This window comes from Streptomyces sp. cg40 (assembly GCF_050320165.1).
Lineage (GTDB): Bacteria > Actinomycetota > Actinomycetes > Streptomycetales > Streptomycetaceae > Streptomyces > Streptomyces hokutonensis.
The window spans coordinates 4,638,864-4,657,270 of the sequence record NZ_CP190128.1 but is presented as its reverse complement, the minus strand read 5'-3'; the positions used below and the strand labels follow the sequence as shown (position 1 = coordinate 4,657,270).

Below are 18,407 nucleotides of genomic sequence, written 5' to 3'. Positions count from 1 at the left end.
CAGTTCCCCGCGCCCCTGAAAAGCAGGGAGTTGCCCTGCTGTCCCTCAAGAACGTGGCGGCAACTTCGGCCTGCTCCTGTCCGGTACGGCCGAGTAGTCGGGCGGTGTTGCCGCGGGGTGGATGGCCAGCAGGTCCAGCGCCAGTCTGATCGCGTCGTCCAACTGGGCGTGGCGGCCCTCCGCCCAGTCCAATGGGGTGCGCAGGATCTCCAAGTCCGGTGTGACGCCACGGTTTTCCACCGACCAGCCGTACGCGTCGAACCAGGCCGCGTTCATCGGGACCGTGATCACCGTGCCGTCGCCGAGTTGGTGGCGGCCGGTCATGCCGACCACTCCGCCCCAGGTGCGCTGGCCGACCACCGGGCCCAGCTTCAGGAGCTTGAACGCTGCCGTGATCATGTCGCCGTCCGAGGACGTTGCCTCGTCCGCCAGCGCAACCACCGGGCCCCTGGGGGCGTTTGAGGCGTACGACACCGGCTGGGCGTTGCGGGTCAGGTCCCAGCCGAGGATGGTGCGGGTGAGTTTTTCCACGACCAGCTCGCTGATGTGGCCGCCCGCGTTGCCGCGTACGTCGACGATCAGGGCGGGGCGGGAGACCTCAAGGCGCAGGTCGCGGTTGAACTGGGCCCAGCCGGAGCCGCCCATGTCGGGGATGTGGAGGTAGCCGCAGTGGCCGCCGCTCAACTCCCGTACCACCGCGCGGCGTTTGGCCACCCAGTCCTGGTAGCGGAGGGGGCGTTCGTCGATGAGGGGGACGACCGCGACGCGGCGGGATCTGCCTTCGCCCTCCGCGGGAGTGAACGTCAGCTCCACCGTCGTGCCGCCCGCGCCCGCCAACAGGGGGTAGGGACCGGTGAGTTGGTCCACCGGGCGGCCGTCGACGTGGGTGAGGACCGCGCCCTCGCGGATGCCCGTGCCGGCCAGCGGCGAACGGGCCTTGGAGTCCGAGGACTCGCCGGGGAGGATGCGGGCCACCGTCCAACCGCCCTCCCTGCGGACCAGGTTGGCGCCCAGGAGGCCCTGGCGGCGCTGGTAGTGGGGCGGGCCCTCGTTGCGGCGGGACGGGGTGACGTAGGCGTGCGATGTGCCCAGTTCGCCCAGGACTTCGCGGAGGAGGTCCGCGAAGTCGTCGGGGGTCGCGACGCGTTCGACCAGGGGGCGGTACTGGTCCAGGACGCCGTTCCAGTCGATGCCGCACATCTGCGGGTCCCAGTAGTAGGCGCGGATCAGGCGGCCCGCCTCCTCGTAGGACTGGCGCCACTCGGCGGGCGGGTCCACCTCGTGCAGGATGCGGCGCAGGTCGATCCAGACGGTCGAGTCGCCGTCGCCGGACTCCGTCGAGGGGACCGCGCGCAGTTCGTCCTCGTCGACCACGACCAGCCGCGAGCCGTCGCCGCTCACCGCGAACCAGTCGAGGTGGTCCACGAGTTCGGACTTCTTCGCCTTGCTGATGTTGAAGTACTCGAGGGTCGGCCGGCCGCTGGTGTCGTCCGGATTCGCGAAGGTCTCGCCCAGCGCGCCCGAGATCGGCCAGCGCAGCCAGACCAGGCCGCCGCCCGAAACCGGGTACAGCGCCGAGTACTTGGAGGCCGAGACCGGGAAGGGGGTGACCCTGCTCTCCAGGCCCTCGACCTCCACCGTCACCGCGCCGTCCGCGCCCTCGTCGTCCTCCGCCGCGTCGAGGCCCCCGGCCGCCGGGCGGCCCTCCGGGGTCAGGGCGAAGGGGGAGGGGGTGGCCGAGGAGAGGGGGACCAGGTAGGGGCGGCAGCCCAGCGGGAAGGACAGGTCGCCGGTGTGGACGTCGTAGACCGGGTCGAAGCCGCGCCAGGAGAGGAAGGCGAGGTACCGGCCGTCCCTGGTGAAGACCGGATTCTCGTCCTCGAAGCGGCCGTTGGTGACGTCGACGATCAGGCGGTCCTTTATGCGGGCCATCTTGATCTGGCGCAGCGAGCGGCCGATGCCCGGGTGGGACCAGGTCAGCCAGCTGCCGTCGGGGGAGAAGGCGAGATCCCGTACCGGGCCGTTGATCGAGCAGATGAGTTCCGTGACCTCGCCGTTGGAGTCCTCCGTCGCGTCGAGGAGCAGCAGTCGTCCGTCGTGGGCGGCGATGGCCAGGCGTTCGCCCGCCGGGTCCGAGACCAGCTCCCGTACGCGGCCCAGTTCGCCGGAGGCGAGTCGGCGGGGGGCGCGGTCGCCGGTGGCGCGGGGGAGGTAGGCGATCTCGATCGCGTCCTCGCCGTCCGCGTCGGTGACGTAGGCGACCTGTCCGCCGCTGCCGAGCATCTCGGGGAGCCGGACCCGTACGCCCGGGGTGTCGGTGATGGTGCGGGCGGGCCCGTCGCGGTGGGTCAGCCAGTACAGACTTCCCCGTACGACCACTGCGCTCGCCCGGCCCGTCTCGTCGACCGAGATGCCGTCGACGTGCTGGGCGGCGGGGACCTGGTACGTACGGCGGCCGGGGCGGGGGCCGCTCAGGCGGACGTCGAGCTTGCGTGGGACCGAGGTCGGCGACAGGTCGTCGACGATCCACAGGTCGCCGGCGCACTGGTACACGACCCGGGTGCCGTCGCTCGCCGCGTGCCGGGCGTAGAAGGCGTCGTGGTCGGTGTGGCGGCGGAGGTCGGAGCCGTCGTAGGAACAGGAGTAGAGGTTGCCGATGCCCTCGTGGTCGGAGAGGAAGGCGATGCGGCCGTCGACGAACATCGGGGAGTGGAGATGGCCTTCGAGGTCGGCGAGGAGGCGGCGGCCGTGCAGCCAGAGGCGGCCCATGGCGCCGCCGCGGTAGCGCTTCCAGGCGGCCGGTTCGTGGGGTGGGGTGCCGGTGAGGAGGAGGGTCTGGCGTTCGCCGCCGATGTCGGCGAGCTGGATGTCGGAGACCGGGCCCCAGGGGAGCCGGCCGCCGGGGTCGCCGTCGGTGGGGACCTTGTGGGCCCAGGTGAAATAGGAGAACGGTTCGCCGTGTGAGGCCACCGCCAGGATGTCGCCCTCGGGTGTCCAGCCGCAGACCTGGGTGTCGGCGCTGCCCCAGTAGGTGAGTCTGCGGCCGGGTCCGCCGTCGACCGGCACGAGGTGGATCTCCGGGACCAGGCTCCGCCAGGTCGTGTACGCGAGGTGGCGGCCGTCGGGGGAGAAGCGGGGGTGGCCGACCTTGGTGCGGTCGACGGTGAGGCGCCAGGCGCGGCCCCCGCCGTCGAGGGGGGCCAGCCAGAGGTCGTCCTCGGCGACGAAGCTCAGCAGGTCTCCGTTGAGGTGTGGCAGGCGCAGATAGCTCACGTCCCTATGCTTTTCCGCGGGACGGACCGGAGCAACTTGTGAAAAATCACCGAGGTGACTCGGCGGGTGACTCAACACACGTACGAAACGGTTTCGTTTCGTAGGAGGGTGCGCTACATTCGTCATGTACGAAACCGTGTCGTTCGGAGCCGGAAGGTGAGTCGCATGACTGAAGTCGCAACGGCGCGTCGCAGTCGCATCACGCCCGAGCGCGAGGCCGAGTTGTACGAGGCCGTGCTCGACCTGCTCCGCGAAGTCGGCTACGACGCCCTCACCATGGACGCCGTCGCCGCCCGCACCCGCTCCAGCAAGGCGACCCTCTACCGCCAGTGGGGCGGCAAGGCCGAGCTGGTGGCGAAAGCGGTACGGCACAGCAAGCCGGGCCGGGCGGCCGACATCGACACCGGATCGCTCCGGGGCGACATGCACGCCATGGTGGCCCGCGAGGACGACTGCCGGATCGAGCAGACCTCCGCGCTGATGCGGGGTCTGGCCATGGCGACGCACAACCACCCGGACCTGTTGCAGGCGTTCCGGGAGCTGCTCATCGAGCCGGAGATGGAAGAGTTCCGCCGGGTCACCCAGCGTGCCATCGACCGGGGCGAGGTCCGCGCGGACTGCCCCGGGCTCGAGTTCGTGGTGCACATGATGATCGGCGCCTTCGCCACCCGCGCGGTGATCGAGGACCTGCCGCCGACCCAGGCGTATCTGGCCTCGTACATCGACGCCGTAGTGCTCCCCGCACTGGGCGTACCCACCACCTGACACACCCCACACCACCCAGCAAGCCCACCTGACGTAACCGCTCACGTCGTCGGGCCGATCAGCCGTGTCCCCAACCGGCCGGTCACACCTGCCCCGAAGAACCCCACGACCTGACCGGGAGTACGCCCTAGTGGCCACGTTCCTCTACAAAGTCGGCCGTCTCGCCTTCAGGCGACGCCACTTCGTCGCCCTCATATGGATCGCCCTGCTGACGCTCGCGGGAGTCGGCGCGGCCAGCGCGCCCGCCGCGGGCTCCACCTCCTTCTCCATCCCCGGCACCGAGGCCCAAAAAGCCTTTGACCTGCTGGACCAGCGCTTCCCCGGCTCCAGTTCGGACGGCGCCACCGCGCGCGTCGTCTTCAAGGCGCCGAGCGGCGAGAAGATGACCGACGCCGCCAACAAGGCGACCGTCGAGAAGACGGTGAAGGAACTGGCCGACGGTTCCGAGGTCGTCTCCGTCTCCGACCCGTTCACCACGAACGCCGTGAGCAAGGACGGGACGGTCGCCTACACCTCGGTGAAGTACGACGTCTCAGGCATGGAACTCAAGGACGCCAGCAAGGACGCCCTGGAGGACACCGCGGCCCAGGCCCGGGCCACCGGACTGACCGTCGACGTCGGCGGTGACGCGCTCCAGGCCGCCGCGGAGATGGGCGTAGGCGAGATCATCGGCATCGCCCTCGCCGCAGTCGTCCTCCTCATCACCCTCGGCTCACTCGTCTCGGCCGGCCTGCCGCTGCTGACGGCGATCATCGGGGTCGGCATCGGCGTCTCGACGATCACCGCCCTCGCGAAGACCCTGGACCTGGGCTCGACGACGTCAACCCTGGCGATGATGATCGGCCTCGCCGTCGGCATCGACTACGCGCTGTTCATCGTCTCCCGCTACCGCGCCGAACTGGCCGAGGGCCGCGAACGCGAGGAGGCGGCGGGCAGGGCCGTAGGAACCGCGGGCTCGGCGGTGGTCTTCGCCGGCCTCACCGTCGTCATCGCGCTCGCCGGTCTCGCGGTCGTCAACGTCCCGATGCTCACCAAGATGGGCGTCGCGGCGGCCGGCACGGTCGTGGTCGCGGTGCTCATCGCCCTGACCATGATCCCCGCGCTGCTCGGCTACGCGGGCCGCAGGATCAAGCCCACAGGCGAGAAGGCCAAGTGGCTCGGCGGCGGCAGCGCCAAGGAGGCGGCCAAGGCGGCCAGGCCCAACATGGGCACCCGCTGGGCGAGCTTCGTCGTACGACGTCCCGCGGCCGTCCTGATCCTCGGCGTGCTCGGCCTCGGCGTGATCGCGCTGCCGGCCAGCCAGCTCCAACTGGGCCTGCCCGACGACAGTTCGCAGCCGACGTCCACCACCCAGCGACGGGCCTACGACCTCCTCGCGGAGGGCTTCGGTCCCGGCTTCAACGGCCCGCTGATGATCGTCGTGGACGCCAAGAACAGCGACGCGCCCAAGGCCGCCGTCACGACGGTGACCGACAAGATCAAGACTCTCGACGACGTGGTCTCGGTCAGCCCGGCCATGTTCAACAAGGCCGGTGACACCGCGACGATCACCGTCGTGCCCGACTCCAAGCCGTCGTCGGTCACCACCGAGGACCTGGTGCACTCCATCCGGGGCGAGGGCGCCGGCATCAAGGCCGACACGGACGCACAGGTCCTGGTCACCGGCACCACAGCCATGAACATCGACTTCTCGCAGAAGCTCAACGACGCCCTGATCCCGTACCTGGCACTGGTCGTGGGCCTGGCGTTCTTGCTGTTGATCGTCGTCTTCCGCTCGATCCTGGTCCCGCTGAAGGCGGCCCTCGGCTTCCTGCTCAGCGTGCTCGCCTCGCTCGGCGCGGTCGTCGCCGTCTTCCAGTGGGGCTGGCTGGCGGGCCTGATCGGCGTGGAGGAGACCGGCCCCGTCATGTCGATGATGCCGATCTTCCTGGTGGGCGTGGTCTTCGGCCTGGCGATGGACTACGAGGTGTTCCTCGTGACCCGGATGCGCGAGGCGTACGTCCACGGTGAGAAGCCCACCCAGGCCGTCGTCACCGGGTTCAAGCACGGTGCCCGGGTCGTCACGGCCGCGGCGGTCATCATGATGGCGGTCTTCGCGGGCTTCATCACCTCCAGCGAGGCCATGGTCAAGATGATCGGCTTCGGCCTGGCGGTCGCCGTCCTCTTCGACGCGTTCGTCGTCCGCATGGCGATCGTCCCCGCGGTACTGGCCCTGCTCGGCAAGCGGGCCTGGTGGCTCCCGAAGTGGCTGGACCGGGCACTGCCCAACGTCGACGTCGAGGGCGAAGGCCTGCGCGACCTCGACGCCAAGGACTCGGATCCCGACGAGGACCGGGAGTTGGTCCGGGCCTGAGGCGGCTGCCGCGAGGCACTGAGGCACCGGACAACTGATCTGCCGCGCCACCGGGTTCGGGTGGCGCGGCAGATCGCGTCGATGACAGGGTTACGGCCGTGACAGCACTGGACGAACTGGTGCGGCTGCTCGGCCCGTCGACCGCGGCACGGACACCGTCGCCCGACGACTGGACCGAGACAGAGGCATACGTCGCCTCGCCACTGCCCACCGACTTCAAGACGTTCCTCGACACCTACGGCACGGGCGTGATCTGCGAGGAGTTGGTGGTCTTCCACCCGCGCGGCGACAGCCCGCTCCTTGACCGGATGCGCCAGGTCCACGAGCGGCGCGCTACGGCCCGGCGTCGCGCTCCGGACCTGCACACCTTCCCCGTCCACCCGGAACCCGGCGGCCTGATCTCCTGGGGCTACGACCACTCCGGCAACGAGCACTTCTTCTGGCCCTGCGACCCGGACCCCGACCGGTGGAAGGTCGTCACCGACAGCCACGGCCTGGAACTGGAGGTCTTCGATGGGCCGTTCACCGCGTTCGTCCTCGACTTCGCCGAGCGGCTGCGGGAGGTGGAACCGGCGGACGACGAATTCGATCCGGACGGCTTTGATCCGGACGAACCGGAATCCGTGGAACCGGGCTTCAGACCGATCTGAACCGGGCCGATGTCAGTGGGCCGGACTAGCGTGTCGAGCATGACCACACTCGCAGAACGGCCCCACACCGCACTCCTGCTGATCGACGTCCAGGTGGCCGTCGTGGCCGATGCGTACGACCGTGACGCGGTCGTCGCCAACATCGCCGCACTCGCCGACCGGGCACGCGAGGAAGACGTCCCGGTCATCTGGGTCCAGCACTCCGACGAGAACGTGCCGAAGGGCAGCGAGGGCTGGCAGCTCGTCCCCGAACTGACCCCCGGCGACCAGGAACCCCTGATCCACAAGCTCTACCCGGACTCTTTCGACGACACCACTCTGGAAGCGGCACTGGCCGCCGCCCAGGTCGGACGCCTCGTCGTGGCGGGCGCGTCCACCGACCAGTGCATCCGCTCCACACTCCACAGCGCGTTCACCCGCGGCTACGACGTGACACTCGTCGGCGACGCCCACACCACGACCGACCTCAGCCAGTGGGGTGCGCCGCCGCCGGAGCAGGTCATCGCCCACACGAACCTCTACTGGAAGTACCACACCGGCCCCGGCCGCACGGCGGGAGTCGAGACCACGAAGGACGTCCCCCTCACAACCTGACCTCGACCCGGACCGTCCTGCGCGGACGCGGCCCGACTCCGCATCGCCCGGAGCGGTTTTGTCGCGTTCGTTTCCAGTGAACGTGGGGCCACTCGCTTCTTTGTCAGTGTCGGGCTTCCGCGGACCGAGTAAAGGGCGCTGCGCTGCGCTCCGCGTCGGCTTCGCCGATGGCCCTGCGGGCCACCCTTGACTAGGTCCGCTCCAGCCCGTTGGAGAAGCGAGCGAGTGGCCGGGAGGAGTGGGGGGCCGGGGCATGCCGGCCCTTACGTGGGCTGCGTTGTGGGCCGGTGTTACGGGCGCGTCCGCGTCTCGCCTGCACGCCGCCTGGGCTTAGCGGCCAGCGGCCGGTGGGGCTTCCGGGACCGGCGGGGGAGGGGATGGGGGGTGCTGGAGGCTGGGGGTAAAGCTAACCACTGACGTGCACCGTGACTGGTTAGAAATGGCCCCGGCTTCCAGGGAGGACAGGCCTGGCTGGGGCGGGGACTGGGGGGGGGATGTGACACCCGTCGGTCCCCGACCGACTGCCGCATTTCTGCTTTCTGCCGACTGCCGCACCCCGGCCACGCTACCCTGCCCGGCCCAGGCCGGACCGGTCCGGGGTCGTCTGCTGTCTGGGGAAGTCCCCGCTCGGGGTTGGCCGCTGAGCCGGCCCGGCGTGCTGGCGGGGCGCGGGTGCGCATCCTCTCCGCTGGTTGCGGACGCAGCCGACGTGGGGGGCCGACGTACCTCGGCCCCCCATTCCTCCGGGCCGCTCGCTCGCTTCTCAGACGGGCTGGAGCGGAGCGAGTCAAGGGTGGAGCGGAGCGGAATCGCCGTAGGCGACGCGCAGCGCCCTTTACTCGGTCCGTGGAAGCCCGACACTGGCAAAGAAGCGAGTGGCCCAACGGCAAGAACTCAGTCGCAGGCCCAGTACACCCCCCGCTAGCGTGCGGTACATGACCACGAACGGCAGCGAAAACTCCCAGGACTCAGACTCCGGCGCCAACCCTCGTTTCGCCGAAGCCGTAAGGGAGTTGGGACTCGGGGAACTCCTCGGCAGCATCCGCCGCTTCCCGGACGCGACCCGTACCGCAGCGGAGGCCGCCGCCGCGATCGGCTGCGAGTTGAGTGAGATCTGCAAGTCCCTGATCTTCGCGGCCGACGGGGTACCGGTGCTGGTGCTGATGGACGGGGCGTCGAGGGTGGACGTGGAGCGGGTCCGGGAGGAGCTCGGCGTCGATAAGGTCACGCGGGCCAAGGCAGATGTCGTACGGGAGACGACGGGGTATGCCATTGGAGGCGTGCCCCCGTTCGGGCACCGTACGAAGACTCGTGTGCTCGCCGATCGTTCGCTGCTCGCGCACGACGTCGTGTGGGCCGCCGCGGGCAATCCGCATGCCGTGTTTCCCATGGAGCCGAAGGAACTTGTCGCGTACGCCGGTGCCACCTTGGTGGACGTGCGCGAGCAGATCTCGTGACGCCGTTGGTCGCAGCCGCCGTCCTGCTCGCCGCCGTCACCCACGCCAGCTGGAACGCCCTCGCGCACCAGATCACCGACAAGTTGGTCGGGTTCACGCTCATCACGGGCGGCGGGACGGTCATCGGGCTGGCGCTCGTGCCGTTCACGGCCTTTCCGGAGGCCGGCGCGTGGCCGTATCTCGGGGCTTCCGCGCTCATCCATCTCGCCTACACACTGCTGCTGATGAAGTCGTTCCGGCTCGGGGACTTCGGGCAGGCGTATCCGATCGCGCGCGGCACCGCACCCCTCGTCGTCACGGTCTTCGCCGCCGTCTTCGCGCACGAGGTGCCCGACGGGTGGGCGGCGGCCGGTATCGCGTTGTCCTGTACGGGACTTACCGGTGTCGCGCTGTGGGGGATGCGCGGGCGGCGGCCCAACTGGGCTGCGATCGGTGCCGCGTTGGCGACGGGGCTGTCGATCGCCGCGTACACGGTCGTGGACGGGCTCGGTGTACGCGCCTCGGGGTCGTCGATGGGGTACATCGCCTGGCTGATGGCGGCGGAGGGGTGGATGATCCCGGTCTGCGCCTTCTTCCTTCGACGCGGTCAACTCCTCTCCGAGCTAAGGCCGTTCGCCGCCGTCGGCTTTCTCGGCGCCGCCTTGTCCGTGCTGGCGTACGGACTCGTCCTGTGGGCCCAGACCCGCGCGGACCTCGCTCCCATCGCCGCCCTGCGCGAGTCGTCAGTCAACCCTTGCTCATGCAGTAATAACGTCACTGGTCAGGTGCCGGGGATGTTGAAACGGAGTCGCCTGGTGCCGGGTACCGTACCTGCGCAGCGCTTTCCCTCAACTTCTGTTCCCTTCAGGCGCCTCAATAGGCCACTATGGGTAGGTGCGTGAATGGATCAAGAAGCATAGCGTGGTGATCATTTGGTCAATCATCTTTCCGATACTCCTCGGGATCGCGCTGCTTACTGGGCCCCCTATGTGGTGGCCGTCGCAACACAAAGCTTCGGCTACCGGGGTCGGTGTCATCGCCATTGAGGGCGGATGTTCACCCTTTCAGGTTTACGCACAGAATCGCTGGGCCCCGTATGGGACAGCAATTCGAACAGCCCCCACGGTACTTTCAAAAGAGATCGGCGACTTCGCCGGAAATCACAGCATAAGCGTGGACGGTTGGGTTCACGGCGCTGTCGCCTACTCCACCAATAGGGCGCCCTTCAATAATGATGTATGGTTCCACCTGTCGGATGGGTCAGGCTGGGTATCTTTTGCCGGTGTGCGTGGTACGCCAACATCGCATGATGCAACCGGACTCGCCGACGGAGGGGAAGCAGCGCCGCTCTTGCCGACCTGTCAAGGCTCCCAGCAGTAGGTGATAATGCTCGGCTAAATCTTTCAGGATTGACGCGATGCTGACTGTGAGATTATTAAGGGGAGATTATCTGAGTCTGATGCCGCAATGATTTATTTTCTGTGGGAGATTGAAAGCGAGTTGTTCCGGTAATATTTCCACGGTTGGAACTCGCTGCTATTTATAGGGCCGTGTTTTCGTAGCTGTCTCGGGGAAGCCGGGCCGTGCGATTCTGGGCGAGGAGGGTGTCGCGTGTCGGAAGATGAAAAATCACGAATGCGGAAGATCCTGGATGCTGGCAGTGAGCTGACGGGGGTGGCGGCTGGAGCCGGAATCGGGTTTGCTCTCGGCGGCCCCGCAGGTTCCATGGTCGGCTCCGCAGCCGCCGTTCCGGTGCGACTAGCGTTGCAAGAAATCGCCCAAAGGATGCTAGGTAAAAGGGAAGGGGTCCGGATTGGCGCGGCACTTGAATTTGCTGGGGAGGTGTATGAGGAGCGCCTTCGGGAAGGCGATGAAGTTAGGTCAGATGAATTTTTCGCAGAGGAACCTAAAGGTCGTTCGGCTGCACAAGATTTTGCAGAAGGTGTACTAATTACGGCTCAACAGCAATGGGAGGAGAGGAAGGTTAGGCACCTCGGATACATGCTTGGGAACATCGGCTTCGAGGAGCAAATCGACGGACTGACGGCGGGCCGTGCCCTCAGCGTGGCTCGCGAACTAACCTGGAGGCAATATGTTCTTCTTGCATTGATTGGCGATAACGAGAATTCCCCTCTCCCGGACGTCGATCCTTTCAAACCGCAAATCTCGTCATGGAACACGTGGAGCACCTACGACGAACTGAACACTCTCATTACTGGTCACAATTTGCTCAAAGGTGTGACGATTAGAACCGACCGTCTCGCCCTTGCTTCAATGAAATGGGACCTCCCTGGTTTGAGGTTGGGTAGCGGGGGTGAACTAATTTACGCACTGCTTGCTTTGGATAAGATTTCCGAGCAAGATCGAAATGGTGTACGTGAATCTCTATTCCAAGGATCAATTTCGCAGGATTAGCTACGGATGGCGAATTACCGTGGTGTCAGGCCAGCGGCCTACTTTATGCGCTTATATCGATTACGTCAGCTGGAAACGCGTGGTGTGCCGTCGCGCCTGACGCCCTCCACCGGGTCTCGACCCTCGTTGTCGCTCCCGATACGGTCATGGTCGTGTCCGGCGCACGTCGGGTTGGTCACCCGTAGGCGTGCGCTGGTTGATCGCGCGCGACTAGGGGAGCTGGTACGGGCATGGCGGTTGACGCTGCTCGCACGGAGGAAGGGTTCACGTCGGCGAGGGCTACGCGGGTCATGGTCGACGCGTGCCAGGCTGCGGGGCTCGACGATAGAGGCGCGGAGCTGATCCGCCTCGGGGAGAACGCGCTGTTTCGGCTGGCCTCCGTGCCGTTGATCGTGCGCGTTGCACGGGGTGAAGAGTGGTTGCCCAAAGCTCGCACCGAGGTGGCCGTGTCGCAGTGGCTGGCTGAGGAGGGGTTCCCGGCGGCACGGATCGTTGAGGACCTGGAACAGCCTCTGCTGATCGCTGGCCACCCGGTGACTTTCTGGCACCTGATCGTTGAAGGAGATCGCAAGGCGAAGTATGGGGAACTGGGCGAGATCCTGAGAGAGTTGCACTCATTGACTTTGCCTGATGGTCTCGTGCTGCCGTCGTACGATCCCTTCGACAAGCAGGCGCTGCGGCTTGATCGGGCGGTGATCCCAGACGATGACAAGGTCTTCTTGCGGAAACGCTGGCGTGAACTACAGGACAAGTACGCCGAGTTGCGGTTCGAGACGCCGAAGGGGCCGGTGCACGGGGATGCCCATGTGCAGAACCTCATGGTGGACGATCGCGGCCGCGTGATTCTGATCGACTTCGAGATGTTCTGCTATGACCATCCTGAGTGGGATCTCATGGTTACGGCTGTGGAGCACTACAGCCTTGGGTGGCAGACCGACGAACAGTACGGCGACTTCGTGGCTGCGTACGGGCGGGACCTGCACGATTGGCCGGGCTACGAGACGCTGCGAGGCATCCAAGAGTTCGGGATGACGACCTGGCTCATGCAGAACGTTCAGGAGGATGAGGAGACCGCGGCCGAGTACCGCCGCCGGATTGCTGGTCTGCGTGATGACGATGGGCCTCGGGACTGGCGGCCCTGGTAGGGGCTACTCGTCGTCCTCGTCCAGGCGATTGAGCGCGTCGCGTACCTTCTCGTTGAAGGCGGCCACCGTGGGGTTCGCCGCGTGCACGCTGACTTCGTTCTGGAAGTCGGTCACGTAGCGCTGGAAGCGGTTGGACTGGAGGGAGTCGCCGCCGTCGACTGCGAGGCTCGCGGTGGTGACGGCGGCTTCCAACTCGCCGTTGAGTAGCTGGCTTTGGGCGAGCACCATGCGGCAGAAGCCCAAGGTTCGGGCGTACTTGGGGTTGGTGCTGTCCACGGCGCGCTGGGCCTGGGCGACGGCGTCTCGGCGCATCTTGAGGTCGCGGAAGCAATGGCACAGTTCGCCCATGAGTTCTGCTTCGTCGAAGTAGCTGATCCATGCCGGGTCTTCGGCGGTGTCGGCGCGCTCGAAGTGGCGTTCGGCCTCGTTCATGGCGCGCCCTGCCGCGATGGGGTCGCCTGCGTTGGAGAGGGAACGGGCCTCCATCGCCGAACTCAGCGCCATGACACGCGGGGTTGCTCGGCCTTTGGCACCCTCGACGGCGGCGCGGGCCAGCTGGATGGCTTGGGCGTGGTTGCCCAGGTAGTTGGCCTGGTGGCTGAGGTTGCCGAGGATGCGGGCGCCGAACATGCGGTCGTCGATGACCTGGGACAGGCGCAGTGTTGAGGTCAGGTAGCGGTGGGCGAGTCGGTGGTTTCCGACGTCGTAGGCGGTCCATGCGAGCAACTGGGAGATCTCGGCTGCTGCGCCGAATAACGAGGTGCCGACTTTCTCGCTGTAACTGGCGTTCAGCAGCGGCAGTACGTCTTCGCGGAAGTAGTGGCGAAGTGCTTTGTGGCCGTGGCCTCCGCCGTACTTGAAGTCGAGTTGCATGAACAGGCCGGCGGCCTCTTTGATCGCGCGGACGTCGCGCATGCCGATGCGTCGGTGATCGGGTCTGTCGGCCTGGATGCCGTCGGGACGCGCGATCATCCATGACAGGACGGCGGAGTTGAGGTCGGCGTCCGCGACGGCCAGTGGGCTCGAAGCGGGAGCGTCGGCGTGCTCGTGGGTGAGTCCGTCGAGCACGGACAGGACGTCGGGAACGCTGCTCGGGTAGCCGACAGGCTCCGGGGCCATCGACTTGGTGTGGTCGAAGAAGCCGAGATCGCCCGGGGTGATGCGGCGGCGGAGCTTGTTCGAGAGAACGTCTGCCATGAGCGCCGCTGTCTGAGGCCTGGTGCCTGCGCCTTCTTGCCAGCGCTTCACAGCGACGTGCGTCGTTCCCAGGGCCATGCCGCGCTGGGCGCCCTCGTCTGTCATGCGCTTCGCAAGGCCTTTGTTCGAGACCTTCGCTTCGTCCATGACCGCGATCAACTGCGCGTTTGGCTCTCGGCTCATGCTCCCCTGCCAACCCGAGAATGACGGCGAGTATTCATCGTGTCACAGCAGCCTCACCCTGGGGGGTTCATTCCTGAACCCCCTTTGCATTTGCCGGTGTTCACATGAACCCCCAGGTGAACGCTGCCGACAGAGTCTCCCGCGCCGTTCACTGGTCGACACAGATCAGCGGGCTACGGGCCCATCGGCGCGCGGGAGGGAACGCGGTGGAAGTGCGACACAGCAGACACCCGGTGAACGCTTCGGCGGAGGGTGCTCCACGCCGGTCCGTGAACGACCCGTCCAACGGTCACTTCCGGGCGCTCACTCTCTACGCCGAGGACTCCGGCTGCGCCAAGGCTGCGCGCGACACGGTGGGCTCCTACCTCCGAACCTGGCGGTTGGAGCACGCGGTTGTCGACGCTCAGCTCATCGTGTCGGAGCTGGTCGGCAACGTTGTGCATCACGCGGTGCCGGATGACGCCCTGGCCACGCCCGGTGCCTCGCGGAGGATCGACGTGTCGCTCATGACGGTGCCTGAGGTGTTGGTTATCGGCGTCTCGGATGAGGACTCGGACCCGCCTGAGTTGCCGGCTGGCGAGTGGATCTCACCGGAGCTGGCGGGTGACTTCTCAGAGGCGCTGTTGCCGGAGCGAGGACGCGGGCTGTTGATCGTTCAGCGGCTGGCTGATGCGGTGTGGTGGTCGCCCGGTGTGAAGGGTGGCAAGACCGTGTGGTGTCGCCTCGACCTCGACCGGCTGTGGGCTGAGAACTCGGCCTGACAAGCGCCGGGTCACCGCCCCTGTTTGCTCCCTCGCGATCGGGAGCGGGCGGCGATCCGGTTACCGGCTGGAGTTTGACCACTCCGGCCAACCAAAGGGGCGCGGTCTCTCGAACATTCGGGAGGCTCCCCTCCCGAGTGAGGGGCCGCGCTTCACATCCCCCATATAGGCCGGGCCACCCACTGCCCTGGTAAGCGAACGGGTGGCCCGGCTGGGAACACGGCGGTTCCCGGTGCCTGATGGTACCGGGGCCGCCGTGCTGCGTTCTGGCCCTGGCCCAAAAGAAGTTGACGATCCGTTACCTAGATCAGGGCAGAGGTGGGCAAGGTGACTGGCTCCGGTGAGGACTGGCCGAACGACGGTCTGGACGTTGCGGGCTTGGACTTCGGTTTCTGGGTGTCCGGCGTCGACTACATCGCGGGGTGGCGCGCGGCGCGCGAGGCTGCCGACCGATTGAACCGGGCGCTCCTGGGCGCGGGCTTCGAACTCTCCACCGTTCGGGCTGTGGCCTCAACGAACCAGGATGGTGGCGGTGTGGTCCGCCTGGCGGGGTGGCCGGGTGCAGTGAATCGGCTCGCCGGTCTCCTGGAGACGCTCGCGGACACCGACGGCGGTGCGCGGTGAACTGTCTTTCCGCTGGTGAGCGGTGCGGGTGGGCACGTCGTCGGGTGTTGAGACTTTGGGCGGTAGCTGCCATGGGGCGAGTGAACAGGGGGCCTTACGCTCGCCGGCGGATCGGGCAGTCTCTTGGAGCCTGCCCGCGTTCAGCCCGATCGGCCCCCTGTTCTTCGAGGCTCGCCCCATGGGAGCTGCCTAAAGTCTCGACACCCGGCGACCCCCAGCCCCCAACACCCCTGCCCACGACGGCCGTTCGACGCGTCGACTCCTCCAGCGTGCTGCGGTGCGGGGCGCTTGCCGTCCGGACGGGACCGGCGGCCACGCCGCATGCCCGGCCGGGGCGGCAGGGCGCCCCGGCGCGCCGCAGGCGCGCCCTTGAGGAAGTGAAGACTGTTTCGACCGATGCCCGGTTGAGTTCAGGTGCGGGTGCGTCGGGCGGGCTGTTTGTCGGCGGTGATCCGGTAGGCGAGTTCGGCACGGTCCGCACCGACGCGCAGTTCTTCGAGGACCAGGGGGCGGCCGTCGGCGTCGTGCGCGGTGCGGGCCACGTGCAGGACCGGGGTCGCGTCGGGGAGTTGGAGGGCGGTGCGCTCGTCGGGCAGCGGCATGTGGGCGCGGACCGTCTCGGTCCACGTCAGCTTGTGTCCGGCCTGGGTGAGGACCCAGTAGATCGCTGCCGGGGGCTTGCACGGTTCCTTGCCGAGCAGCGGGACGGCCTCGGCGACCTCGAAGGGGATCAGCGTGCGGTGCATGGCGCGTGTCCCGGTGCCGGGGTCGATCAGCAGGCGGTCACAGCCGAACAGGGCTTCCTCCTCGTCGAGTTGGAGGAGTCGGCCGGTGGCTTTGGTGGTGTGGGTGCGGTAGGTGCTGGGCTGTTTGGTCTCCTGCCAGACGTCACCGTTGGGCATCACGAACTTGCCCTCGGTGGTGCGGCTGATGCGGCGCTCGACCGTGAGGACGGGCTGTCCGCTGGAGCGTACGAAGCTGCCCTTGCCGTGCCGGACGTCGATCAAGCCTTCCGCGCGCAGTGCCGAGATGGCGTTGCGGACGGTGGGGCGCGAAACGCCGTAGCGGGCCATCAGCTGGGCTTCGGACGGCAGGAGGGAGTCCGGGGCGAACTCGCCGGACAGGATCGCTTCCCGCATCACGGCGGCGACCTGCTGGTAGAGGGCTCCGGGGCGCTGGATCTCCGACATCTCGGCATCTCCGGGTGAGTTGAGGTCATAGGCACGTCGCACGCGCGACATCACTCGTCAGCATAAGTACTTGCACTCTCGCCGTACAGACTCTCATAGTCGTAACTCGTAAGGACAAGTGACGTCAGAATCAGAACTGGCGTTCCAACTGGCCAGGGAGGCCACAGAAATGCAGTCCATTCCCGTGGACACGGCACGGCTGGGCGTACTGCGGTGCGCAGGCGTGCCCGAAGTGAAGTTCAGCAACTCCGAGACGCAGGAGGTGAAGAAGGACCGGGAGGGCAACCCGGTCTACTCCGTCGCGGTCACCGTACGGCCGGACGGGCGGCGGATCTCCGTCATTGAGATCGCCGTGAGCGGAGAGCCCAAGGGCCTCGAAGCGGGCCAGATCGTCAAGGTCACCGGACTGACCGCGTTCATGTGGTCGATGGGCGAGCGGCACGGCGTCAGCTTCCGCGCCGACGCGATCACGCCCGCGCACTCAACTGGTGCGCAGGGCAAGGGCGGTGACGCGTGATGGGGCCGATCCTGCTCGCCTTCGCACTCGCCGTGCTGGCCTGGGCGCTGGTCGTCGGCGACCTGGTACGGCGGCATCGCCCGGTCTGGCACTGGTACCTGACCGGCTACCCGGTGACCGTGTGCAGGGTCCTGGCGACCTGGCGCAAGGTGGCCATGCTCAACGACCTCGCCGTCTCGCGCCGTCCGCCGCGCGGACTGCTCGGGGACCTGGTGGTCAAGGGCGATCCGCTGCGCCCGATAGCACCCCGGATCTCCTTTCCCCGTGCCACCCGCATGGGCCTGACCGCGACGGTACGGCTGCACGCGGGCCAGACGCCCATGACGTACATAAAGGCGGCCGACGCACTCGTCCATGCGTGGAGAGTCCACGCGGTGCGGGTCACCTCGCCGGAACGCGGCCTGGTGCTGCTCACGGCGACAGCTGCCGATCCGCTTCAACGGCCCGGCTTAGCCACCGCTCCGGCCGAACTCCTCTCGGCGCTCATCGGCGTGATGGAGTCCGGCGGGGCCTGGGTGATGAACCTGAGACTGGTGCCGCACTGGCTGATCGCCGGGGCCACCCGCTCGGGCAAGTCCACCCTGCTGGCCCGGCTGATCACACAGCTTGCGATTCAGCCCGTCGCCCTGGTCGGCATCGACTGCAAGGGCGGCATGGAACTCGGCCTGTTCACCCGGCGGTTGAGCGCGCTGGCCACCTGCCGACGCGAAGCGGTCGCCGTGCTCTCCGCCCTGGTGGTCGACATGCAGGAGCGCATGAGCGTGTGCCGGTCGGCCGGCGTGCGCTCCATCTGGGAACTGCCCGAGAAACTGCGGCCCACACCGGTCGTCGTGATCGTCGACGAGATCGCGGAACTGTACCTGTCCGACGGCACCCGTGAGAGCAAGGCGGAAGCCGAGCAGTGCTCCACGCTCCTGCTGCGTATCGGGCAGCTCGGGGCCGCGCTCGGCCTGCACCTGGTCGTCGCCGGCCAACGCGTCGGCTCCGACCTCGGCCCCGGCGTCACCGCCCTACGCGCCCAACTCGGCGGCCGGATCTGCCACCGCGTCAACGACCCCGGCACCGCCGAGATGACCCTGGGCGACCTCAATAAAGACGCTGTGGCTGTCGCTCAGACGATCACTGCGGAGGAACGGGGCGTAGCCGTCTGCACCGGACCTGACGGCGGGTGGAGCCGCGCCCGCTCCCACCTCACCCCGACCGAAGAGGCCGTGTCGACGGCAGGGAAGTACTCCGGCATGACCCCCGAACTGCCCGCCCTCGACCGCGCCCTTGCGGCGCTGGAAGGAGACGACAAGTGACCA

At 67.5% G+C, this 18,407-nt stretch carries 15 protein-coding genes; 12 read left to right on the top strand and 3 right to left on the bottom strand.

Annotated elements, in window-relative coordinates; genetic code table 11:
* Window positions 1-45 precede the first annotated feature (45 nt).
* The gene (locus ACQHII_RS20500; RefSeq protein WP_427920661.1) at window positions 46-3,273 is read right to left on the bottom strand and encodes a S41 family peptidase; all 3,228 of its coding nucleotides are present in this window, start codon (window positions 3,271-3,273) and stop codon (window positions 46-48) included.
* A 165-nt stretch (window positions 3,274-3,438) separates the two neighbouring features.
* On the opposite strand from ACQHII_RS20500, the gene ACQHII_RS20495 reads away from it, so the two are divergent.
* From ACQHII_RS20495 to ACQHII_RS20460, 8 genes are all read left to right on the top strand, one after another.
* Window positions 3,439-4,038 (top strand): TetR/AcrR family transcriptional regulator, encoded by a 600-nt coding sequence (locus tag ACQHII_RS20495; protein WP_427920660.1) that lies wholly within the window; start codon window positions 3,439-3,441, stop codon window positions 4,036-4,038.
* Between the two features lie 130 nt (window positions 4,039-4,168).
* Window positions 4,169-6,391 (top strand): MMPL family transporter, encoded by a 2,223-nt coding sequence (locus tag ACQHII_RS20490; RefSeq protein ID WP_427920659.1) that lies wholly within the window; start codon window positions 4,169-4,171, stop codon window positions 6,389-6,391.
* 98 nt (window positions 6,392-6,489) lie between these two features.
* A complete protein-coding gene (locus tag ACQHII_RS20485; protein ID WP_427920658.1) occupies window positions 6,490-7,041 on the top strand; it encodes a hypothetical protein in 552 nt (183 codons plus the stop codon).
* A 39-nt stretch (window positions 7,042-7,080) separates the two neighbouring features.
* A complete protein-coding gene (locus ACQHII_RS20480; protein ID WP_427920657.1) occupies window positions 7,081-7,635 on the top strand; it encodes an isochorismatase family protein in 555 nt (184 codons plus the stop codon).
* Between the two features lie 935 nt (window positions 7,636-8,570).
* The gene (locus tag ACQHII_RS20475; RefSeq protein ID WP_427920656.1) at window positions 8,571-9,092 is read left to right on the top strand and encodes a YbaK/EbsC family protein; all 522 of its coding nucleotides are present in this window, start codon (window positions 8,571-8,573) and stop codon (window positions 9,090-9,092) included.
* On the top strand, window positions 9,089-9,973 hold the full coding sequence (locus ACQHII_RS20470; RefSeq protein WP_427920655.1) for an EamA family transporter: 885 nt from the start codon (window positions 9,089-9,091) through the stop codon (window positions 9,971-9,973). The genes ACQHII_RS20475 and ACQHII_RS20470 overlap by 4 nt, the downstream gene beginning before the upstream one ends.
* Window positions 9,974-10,682: 709 nt before the next feature.
* Complete coding sequence (locus ACQHII_RS20465; protein ID WP_427920654.1) at window positions 10,683-11,486, top strand: hypothetical protein; 804 nt, start codon at window positions 10,683-10,685, stop codon at window positions 11,484-11,486.
* 230 nt (window positions 11,487-11,716) lie between these two features.
* Window positions 11,717-12,631: a phosphotransferase enzyme family protein gene (locus ACQHII_RS20460; protein ID WP_427920653.1), complete on the top strand. Its 915-nt coding sequence runs from the start codon at window positions 11,717-11,719 to the stop codon at window positions 12,629-12,631.
* 3 nt (window positions 12,632-12,634) lie between these two features.
* Here the strand turns inward: ACQHII_RS20460 and ACQHII_RS20455 are convergent, their stop codons facing one another.
* Complete coding sequence (locus tag ACQHII_RS20455) at window positions 12,635-14,011, bottom strand: sporulation protein (protein WP_427920652.1); 1,377 nt, start codon at window positions 14,009-14,011, stop codon at window positions 12,635-12,637.
* 269 nt (window positions 14,012-14,280) lie between these two features.
* Between ACQHII_RS20455 and ACQHII_RS20450 the strand changes: the two genes are divergently transcribed.
* Together ACQHII_RS20450 and ACQHII_RS20445 are read left to right on the top strand one after the other, a co-directional pair.
* Entirely contained in the window at window positions 14,281-14,772 is a 492-nt protein-coding gene (locus ACQHII_RS20450) for an ATP-binding protein (RefSeq protein WP_427920651.1), read from the top strand.
* 327 nt (window positions 14,773-15,099) lie between these two features.
* Window positions 15,100-15,396, top strand: a complete 297-nt coding sequence (locus tag ACQHII_RS20445) for a hypothetical protein (RefSeq protein ID WP_427920650.1) — start codon at window positions 15,100-15,102, stop codon at window positions 15,394-15,396.
* A gap of 410 nt (window positions 15,397-15,806) precedes the next feature.
* Here ACQHII_RS20445 and ACQHII_RS20440 read toward each other — a convergent pair whose 3' ends face one another.
* On the bottom strand, window positions 15,807-16,586 hold the full coding sequence (locus tag ACQHII_RS20440; protein WP_427920649.1) for a GntR family transcriptional regulator: 780 nt from the start codon (window positions 16,584-16,586) through the stop codon (window positions 15,807-15,809).
* A 169-nt stretch (window positions 16,587-16,755) separates the two neighbouring features.
* On the opposite strand from ACQHII_RS20440, the gene ACQHII_RS20435 reads away from it, so the two are divergent.
* Both ACQHII_RS20435 and ACQHII_RS20430 read left to right on the top strand, forming a co-directional pair.
* Window positions 16,756-17,103 carry a hypothetical protein gene (locus ACQHII_RS20435; protein WP_427920648.1) on the top strand — a complete coding sequence of 116 codons (348 nt, stop codon included), beginning with the start codon at window positions 16,756-16,758 and terminating at the stop codon, window positions 17,101-17,103.
* Entirely contained in the window at window positions 17,103-18,404 is a 1,302-nt protein-coding gene (locus ACQHII_RS20430) for an FtsK/SpoIIIE domain-containing protein (protein ID WP_427925372.1), read from the top strand. Before ACQHII_RS20435 ends, ACQHII_RS20430 begins: the two co-directional genes overlap by 1 nt.
* Window positions 18,405-18,407: the final 3 nt, after the last annotated feature.